This window comes from Gelidibacter salicanalis (genome assembly GCF_016469035.1).
Lineage (GTDB): Bacteria > Bacteroidota > Bacteroidia > Flavobacteriales > Flavobacteriaceae > Gelidibacter > Gelidibacter salicanalis_A.
The window spans coordinates 1-8,320 of sequence record NZ_JAEHJZ010000076.1; the positions used below are offsets into that span (position 1 = coordinate 1).

At 37.8% G+C, this 8,320-nt stretch carries 6 protein-coding genes; 1 reads left to right on the plus strand and 5 read right to left on the minus strand.

Features of this window, described 5'->3' with window-relative positions:
• Positions 1–47 precede the first annotated feature (47 nt).
• The 3 genes from JEM65_RS20615 to JEM65_RS20625 form a co-directional block, all read right to left on the minus strand.
• Positions 48–875, minus strand: coding sequence for a methyltransferase domain-containing protein (locus JEM65_RS20615; RefSeq protein ID WP_368856072.1), 828 nt, complete (start codon positions 873–875; stop codon positions 48–50).
• Positions 876–1,304: 429 nt separating this feature from the next.
• Positions 1,305–2,885 carry a T9SS type A sorting domain-containing protein gene (locus JEM65_RS20620; protein ID WP_199603565.1) on the minus strand — a complete coding sequence of 527 codons (1,581 nt, stop codon included), beginning with the start codon at positions 2,883–2,885 and terminating at the stop codon, positions 1,305–1,307.
• 25 nt (positions 2,886–2,910) lie between these two features.
• Positions 2,911–3,477, minus strand: a complete 567-nt coding sequence (locus JEM65_RS20625; RefSeq protein WP_199603567.1) for an outer membrane beta-barrel protein — start codon at positions 3,475–3,477, stop codon at positions 2,911–2,913.
• Between the two features lie 324 nt (positions 3,478–3,801).
• On the opposite strand from JEM65_RS20625, the gene JEM65_RS20630 reads away from it, so the two are divergent.
• Positions 3,802–5,373, plus strand: a complete 1,572-nt coding sequence (locus JEM65_RS20630) for an IS1182 family transposase (protein ID WP_199603569.1) — start codon at positions 3,802–3,804, stop codon at positions 5,371–5,373.
• A gap of 108 nt (positions 5,374–5,481) precedes the next feature.
• Here the strand turns inward: JEM65_RS20630 and JEM65_RS20635 are convergent, their stop codons facing one another.
• Positions 5,482–6,150: a DUF6904 family protein gene (locus tag JEM65_RS20635; protein ID WP_199603571.1), complete on the minus strand. Its 669-nt coding sequence runs from the start codon at positions 6,148–6,150 to the stop codon at positions 5,482–5,484.
• A 2-nt stretch (positions 6,151–6,152) separates the two neighbouring features.
• Positions 6,153–7,277, minus strand: coding sequence for a hypothetical protein (locus tag JEM65_RS20640; RefSeq protein ID WP_199603573.1), 1,125 nt, complete (start codon positions 7,275–7,277; stop codon positions 6,153–6,155).
• Positions 7,278–8,320 lie beyond the last annotated feature (1,043 nt).

Consider the following 8,320-nt stretch of genomic DNA (forward strand, 5'->3'; position numbering starts at 1 on the left):
CTTACTCATGACCGAAGGGAGTAATCGGTGAGCCGAATACTTAGTTATTAGCAAATGTTTTCTTTTACAGCTACTATTCTAATCCGTTTGTAGTCAGCGAACCACTTACCATTTATTAAGCACTTATCTTTCACTTTTTCTTGCACCTCGTTTTTAATTTCTTCAATATTTTCAGGACTTACATTTTTAAAGAAATTTTGAGCAAACATAGAAATCCAGTCTTTTATTCCAGACTTTTCGTCAGCCAATTCCGTCGGTCTGTCGTAATGTTCAGCTAAAAGAACTCTAAATCCAATTGATTCCAATTCTGTCGAATATTCCCCAATTGACGGGAAATACCACAAGTCCAATTCGGATTGTTCTAAATAGCCTCTTTGACTTAGTGATTCTCTTAATTGATTTACTATTGTCTGAACGTTTCCTTTTCCGCCAAATTCAACGACTATTTTTCCATTTGGTTTCAAGTTTTCAAACATACACTTTATGGCTTTCTTTTGGTTTTTTACCCAATGAAGGGTAGCATTTGAAAATATCGAGTCAAATTTTTCTTTGAAATTGAAGTTTTCCGCATCCCCAACTTGAAATTCTATGTTTTCAAATTTTGATTTAGCATCGTGAATCATTTCTTGAGATTTGTCAATTCCAATTGTTTCTTTGGCAAGTTCATTGATTTTAGACGTTAATTGTCCAGAACCACAACCCAAATCCAAAATCCTTTCGGTTGGTTTAGGGTCAAGTAATTTTATAAGATTTTCTCCATAACCATAAACAAATGAATGTTTTTCGTTATAAAGTTCAGGTTTCCATTTTGTAATTATACTGTTCATTTTTTTTAAATATTTGCTAACATGTGTATATATAACACAAAGTGACATACATACCTCCTATCTACCCAATGCCATTTCTGTTTGTCGTTCTCAAATATACCCGATTCCTGTAAAGCATCCAAGGTCCATTTCTTATATTTCATATTTCAAAATGTATAAATTTGAAATCTAAAAAGGCACTCCCAACTAATTAGGGGCCAAATAAGCCCCAACTTTAAAACTAAACGGTAAAAACCAGGCATCCTAAATTCAAACCACAAACAAAGCACTTAACAAGTTATAGAACAAGAGGGTTCTATACTACTTGACCACATCAATCACAGCACAATCTCCAACTATCCCTCCCTAAAGTGAACGTTTTACCCACAAACGACAAACCAACCGGATGCGTCAACACAAAATTCAGCTCTGGCCAACTTACTCATGACCGAAGGGAGTAATCGGCGAGCCGAATTCTTAGTTATTAGGCACAGTGCTTTATTCTATTATTATTTTTTCTGTTAGCACGTGTCCTTTATCTGTTATAAGCTTAACAATATAGAACCCCTTATTCAAATTATTCAAATTAAAGATAGGGTTATTTTGCTTTTTTGAATATACATTGACATTAAATTGGTTAAAAACTTCTAAAGTATAATTTTCCGTACCAGCTTTAGCGTTTTTATTGTTAGGGTTTGGTATATATTCGATTATATTAGTCGAAAAACCTGCTTTCATTGGATTTGAATTGACCCTAGTAGTTCCATAACAAGGGTTGTCTCCAACACAATTATCGTCAATTCCCGTAACGCTAACATCTTTATATTTTGTTGTGTTGCCACATGAATTTATAGCCTTGCAGATAACAACCACGGTATTTGATCTACTGCCAACTTTCACGCTAATACTCCTAGAGCCTTGCCCGCTTAAAATTTGCCAATTATTAGAAGGAATAGTGGGATTACCAGAGCCTAAATAATTGAAGGACCATTGGTAGCTTGTGGCACCGCTGGCAATAGGAACGGAATAGTGTACTATTTGGTCTTCCACAACCTCATCGATACCAGTCATTTGTATGTTTGGAAAGTATGGGTTGCCCACTACAATATTTATTTTATGAAATGGCTTGGATTGGCCACAACTATTAGTTATGTTGGCGGATATGCTAACAAGACCACTACCAACGGCGGTTAATGTTGCTTGGTTACCATTACTTGAAATTGTTGCAATATTATTATTTGACACACTCCAAGATGTTACAGAAGTGCCACTTAATAAATTGTTGACAGTATAAGTAGCTGTAGTACAGAAACCATTAACACCTGAAATTTGATAAACTGGATTAAAACTACCCAAACTAACAGCACTTGTTAAAGTTGGGTAACTATCTCCATTTAAAACAGGAGTAACATTTACATTACCTGGAGGAAAGGCATTTGGGGTTAAGGTAACACTTGGTGTGGATGTAGTAAAGTTTGAAGCAGGGTTACCATTTCTTAACCAACCATTGCCAACGTTCCATTGGTAAGTTACAGTTGCACCATTTGGAATATTAGATGGTGTTACAGTAAAATTCTTCACTGATGTACTTTCACAAGAAACCGTTGTACTGTTTGGTGTTAGACTAAATGATGGGACAGGTGTTTTTATTATTGGATGCTCACAACTATTATAATAGTCAAAAGGGGAAGAAACTTCCGTGAACTCTAAATATATAGAGCTACCATTAACTTGTACTTCTGAAGCATCAATATTAGTTGCAATAGTATGCACATATTGATTACTATTCCATAAGTTGGAAGTAATATATTGATTACCTCTTTCCGCTCCATTACTTGAAGAATTATATTTCAACTTTATTTTCAAAAAGCCTTCTCCAGTTGAAGATGATGTTTTCGTTAAAGTATAATAGAATGTTAATGTATTGTTTTCAGTGGTTTCAAAATCTATAGTACCACAGTTCGTAACACTTGTCTGCCCGTTAACATAGACTTCATCAAGGGTAGTTGTAATTTGTCCATATGTATTGTAAATACAAAATGTAATTAAAATTGTTAAGAGATGTATTTTTGATTTCATAATCTTGTTTTTTTTAATGAAAATATTATTTTTCTAAATGGATTTGAAAACCTATTCCAATATTAAAATTATTAATTTTTGATTCACTACCAATTCCCGATAAAGAAGTAACTTTTCCATAAGCATATTCTAATGTTATTTCTATAGCGACACTACTATTGAAAAAGATAGAAGGACCTGCTTTAATATTAAAGTTTCGGTTTTCGGTAACTTTATCTCCATTACTATATCCATTCCCAAATTGGTATTCTAAATGTGAGAAAATGTTTATTCTTTTATCAGTTTCCAAAAAATAGTAACGAGCAAAAGGACCTATTTCAAAACCATATCCACTATTTCCAGAACCCTCTGGGTTTCCATAGCCAAATGTTGGTACAAGTCCTATAGCAAGTCTGTCTTTTAAGAAATAACCTAAATTAGAGGATAAATTAAAACCGAACCCTTTTTGGGTTGTGGTAAAATCATTGCTAGTGTTTTCAGAATTTTCACTGTAAAACCTAAAATTACCACCAACAAGCCAATTGCCTTTTGTTATTTGTGCATTCAAACTTAAGGATGTAGCTAATACTAAAAAGAAAAATAATGTTTTCATATTGTTAAATTGTTTTTTTTTAAATTCGTAATTGTATTCCGAAGATAGTCATTTGGTGGGCTATGGTTACGTAATAATATTTGTTTTCTGTGTTTCATTTCAACCGTTATTTTTGTCGGCATTGTGCCTAACGGCAAGTATAAGCGTAGTACAGGGCTTAGAAGCACAGATTTCCAATTTACCGTAAAGTTCATTGCTTGTAAGGTGTTCATATTTAGACGATAACCCTGTATTACGCTTATACAATGTGCCTGTTGCACAACTCTGTTGATAAAGTTAGGGGAATAATGTGATATCAGTTAATAATTTTTATAACTTATTGATATGCAAGGAAAAAAGACATATCAAGAAAAGTTGTTCACGCGATTTCTACTGAGTGAACGAGTTCCCGAGCAGAACTTCTACCGACAGCTCAAAAGTGCACTGGATCTGGACTACCTCTACAGACTGACCGAACCGTTCTATGGCACTACCGGACAAAAGAGTATAGATCCCGCGGTGTTCTTCAAACTGTGCCTGGTAGGTTATTTGGAGAACATTATCAGCGACAGAAGGCTCATCCAGCACTGCAGCATGCGTCTGGACATCCTGTTCTTTATAGGTTATGACCTTGAAGATGAACTGCCGTGGCATTCCACGATAAGCCGCACGCGCCAACTTTTTCCCGAATCCATATTTGAGGAGGTCTTTACCAATGTGCTGCAGATGTGCATTGAAAAGGGCATGGTGAGCGGTCACACCCAGGCCATAGATTCCGCGCCAATAAAAGCCAATGCCTCCATGGATAGTCTGGAGCTAAAAGTGCCCGAGGAAGATCTGGCGGCACATCTTTTGAAAATCCGACATATCAGCGCCATGGACAAAGAAGCTCCGATACGAAAGAGCAAAGAGAACAGGGCCAGCATGGAACAGCAGACCATCAGTGCAAACAGCCAGGAACTGGGCGCTATCAAGAGCCGTAACAAAAAGTGGGCAAAGGATCAGGACCAACGTCAGGGAGCGGGCAACAGGGGCAGCAAATACACCAGCAACAAGACCCATTACAGCCCCACTGATCCGGATGCGCGCATCAGTGTGAAGCCCGGAAAGGCCAGAAAGCTCAATTACATGAGCCAGTTGAGCGTGGACACGGGGCACCATGTCATCACGGATATCCAGGCCTACCGTGCGGACAAAAAGGACAATCAGTATTTACAGGATATTGTTGGCCGGTTAAAGCCACGTTTGAACCAAGCGGGATTGCTATGGCGCAACTGTGTGGCCGATACCGGGTATAGCAGTGGCGAGAACTATGCATTTCTGGAACAGGTCAACTTGCAGAGCTTTATTCCTCCGCACGGCACCTATAAAGGTGGGCCGGATGGTTTTAAATATGATGAAGATCAAGATTGCTATGTCTGTCCCCAGGGTGAGATCATCCCCTTTAAGAAAGTATTTAAGGACTCCCGGACCGATACCCTAAAAAAGGAATACCGAGGTTCTACATACCAATGTCGGGACTGTCCGATAAAAGCAAGCTGTTTGGGCAGGACAACCAAGGAAAAGAAGTTCTCGGTCACCTATTTCAGGGAAGAATATGAGCGCAATATTGAACGGGTCAACAGCCCGAGGGGCAGGTACATGAAGGGCAAGCGGCAGAGCACTGTCGAGCCCGTTTTTGGAACGCTTACCCAGTTCATGGGGCTGAGAAAGATAAACACCATAGGACTGGCGCAGGCAAACAAGGTCATGCACTTGGCCGCTATGGCCTACAACCTTAAAAAGTACCTGAAGTTCACACAAAAAGTGACAAAAAGTGGCGCAAAGGCACTTACCTTTTTATGCAATGGAATAAAGGCACTTCAAATCTTAATGGACGCGTTTGTATGCCATCCAAGATTTAGCTTGAACGTGTAAGACTAAGAAAGAATAAAGCCCTAAAAGGGCTTAAAAGAGTTCGTTTTTTTGTCAGTTTATGGGGTTGTGCAACGGTTACCAATGTTAGCTGTTTTTTTTTCAATTTTATTACCACTTTATTTCAGGAAAGTCATTAAACTCAAGGTCTGTTATTTCACAATCTTGCTCTTTTGCTGAAATCTCAAATGATTGTATCAAGTCCTTGTAGTCTTGTCTATATTCTGAAAAATGGTCGCCTATCAGCAGCGGAATATTTCTAAACCTTCGCTTGCCTGGTTTAGCTGAAACAAATGTGATATGTAAGGCTTGATAAATAATGAAAGCATATTGATTTGTAATATTTATCCGTTGTCCAATGAAATGCTGAATATTATTGGCTCCTTGTGGGTCATAATCAAACATTGCTTTTTCAACTACATATTCAAGCATATACAAGTTCGCCTGATATAATTTGTCAGTCTGCACGTAGCCCGCATTATGTCTTAAAGTTGATATGAAAATTAACATATCCGTCCATACGCAATGAAAGCCATAATAGTGCATTTCTTTATCGTCACCGCTAAATGTCAAATTATCTGTAAGTCGTTGTCCTGAATATGCTTTGCGTATTTCATAAGCAAAATTCATTAGCAATTGCGATTGAGCTTTTAACCGAATATTACTTTCATCAAGTGAGTTAGCGATTTCGTGAACCGTTGAGTAAAGACTGCTCAAGTCGCCATAATCACCAAAAATTGAAATTCCCGTCCCACTCTTGGTGGGGTATCCTTGCAGCATATTTAGTTGTTTTTATCTACCGAATATAGGTGTCCTTTTGTTGGTTCACCCTTCTCCTTATTTACAATTGTTGGCAGAATCCAAAGCAACTTTGATTGTGAGAGATTCTCGCCAAATTTTTGATTTCTCCAATGTCCACGTCTCCAATGAGTGTTTGTTCTGTTATTTGTAGTATTGGAAATAGTATGACTTTTAAAAGAATTACCAATAAAGTTAATCTTTGAAAAGCCTATTTCGGTTATTTTTTTTACCACTTTATCTCTCTGCTTTTTAGTCTTGGCAAAAGATAATTTCTTATCAAAATTACTTGGTAAATTTTCAGGGATTTTAATCTCATTATCAACCTTTTCATTTGGTTGTGATAGGTAAAGAAGGCAATTGATAACTAATTTTAAAATCTTTTCAATTAGTTTTAAGTGAGAACCAAAATAATCTAAAAATTCGTCTGAAATTTTACCATCTTTAGTTTTTGGAAAAAGCTCATTCTTTGTCCATTCAATTGATTCTTTTATGGCTTCGTCCATTGTGGTTATTCCTTCTTCTTTTGAGAACATAAAAAACATATTCCAAAAACCGCCAATTGGAAAGCCTTCTTTGTCTTTAATGTTACAAAGTTCTACAAAGTAGTCTTCAAATTCGCCTACAAACTGCAAACTAATTTCAAAATATCCTTCGTTATGAACTCCGCTTGGGTCATAGATATTAGTCTCCACATAAACTCCTTCTATAATTTCATTCCTGTCTGGCTGGACTTTAATCTTTAAAGGCTTAAGAGATAAGTAAAAGATATCATAAGGAAGTTTGAAGTCGTTCGCTTTAACTTCGTTAATGTCTGTATGACTTAATAATTCGAGTAGTTCTTTAGAAAAGGCAAATATATTTTGTCCGTATTTGTACCACCACTCCCATCTTCGATATTTACCGTTTAGGTAAAGCATTTTGTATTTGTCGGTTTCGCTTAAATCGTCTCGTGTTTGCAAATACTCATAAAAGTTGCCGTGAATTTGGGCGTTGTAAGGGGAAAAAACAGTTTTTTCAAAAGAATTATATTCCTTTACGAAGTGTCGAAAGTTGTGTTCTTTGTCCACGCGATATGGATAATGATATAATAATTCTGTTTCTTTCATTACATAGGTTCTTTTTTCAAATTCCAGCTAACGTGATTGTGTCGAGTAGGAAAAGGGAGTTTCACCCTTCCCCTCTCACAGAACCGTACGTGATAGTCTCCCATCATACGGCTCTTCTAATTTAATCTACAAATATAAGCTCATCCTTTTTCAAGTTGGCAAATTGTATTTTAAATTAGCTAACCCCTTTGCTCCACTCCCATTACAGTCCCGATAGCTATCGGGATCATCACTACTACGAGTTAGTCCGCCACCTTACACTACATTGGTAATCATCTTGCAGTTGCTCTGCTTGATTTTTCCCTTTTGCATTAATGTAAGGCTTCCTGCGTTCCATCCATAAGCCCAGATAAAAGTCATGCCCCCTATACGACGGTTGCCGAATAGCCAGTAAATAGGTTCCCGCTATCCTTGTCCCTGAGAACTCGACTTTTCTCGGTTTTGGCAACACGTATTGTCTTCTCGACGCATCATCGGTAGGTTCGCTTTCGCTCATCTCTTTTATCAATACCTGACAGATCAAGTCTGCCTTTTCTTCTCTCGCTTCACACAAACAAATTACTTTGGATGCATTAGAAAAGTGGTTTAGAACCAGCTCCTATAAGCAGATTCTGGTGGGTCGGATCCACCATCTTATAAATAGTTACGTGAAGCTTATGCTCCACTCACAGCACACGTCGAGTAGACAAGGGGAGTTTCACCCCGAGCCTCTCACAGAACCGTACGTGATAGTCTCCCATCATACGGCTCTTCTAAAGTGGTGTACAAAAATAGCTCATCCTTTTTCAAGTTGGCAGGCTGTACATCAAATTAGCTCATCCCTTTGCTCCATTTCCATTACAGTCCCGATAGCTATCGGGATCTTCACTACTACGGATGAGTCCGCCCCTGTTCCAAACATCGCTATTCTGCCTCTAGTTTGTGCTATTGTGCATTTCACTTTGCATTTTGGCTCAGGTTCCCGAGTTCCGTAAACAAGCCCGAATAATGGTCATGCCTCCTAAATGACGCCTGCCGCCCAGCCAATAAACAGGTAACCGCTG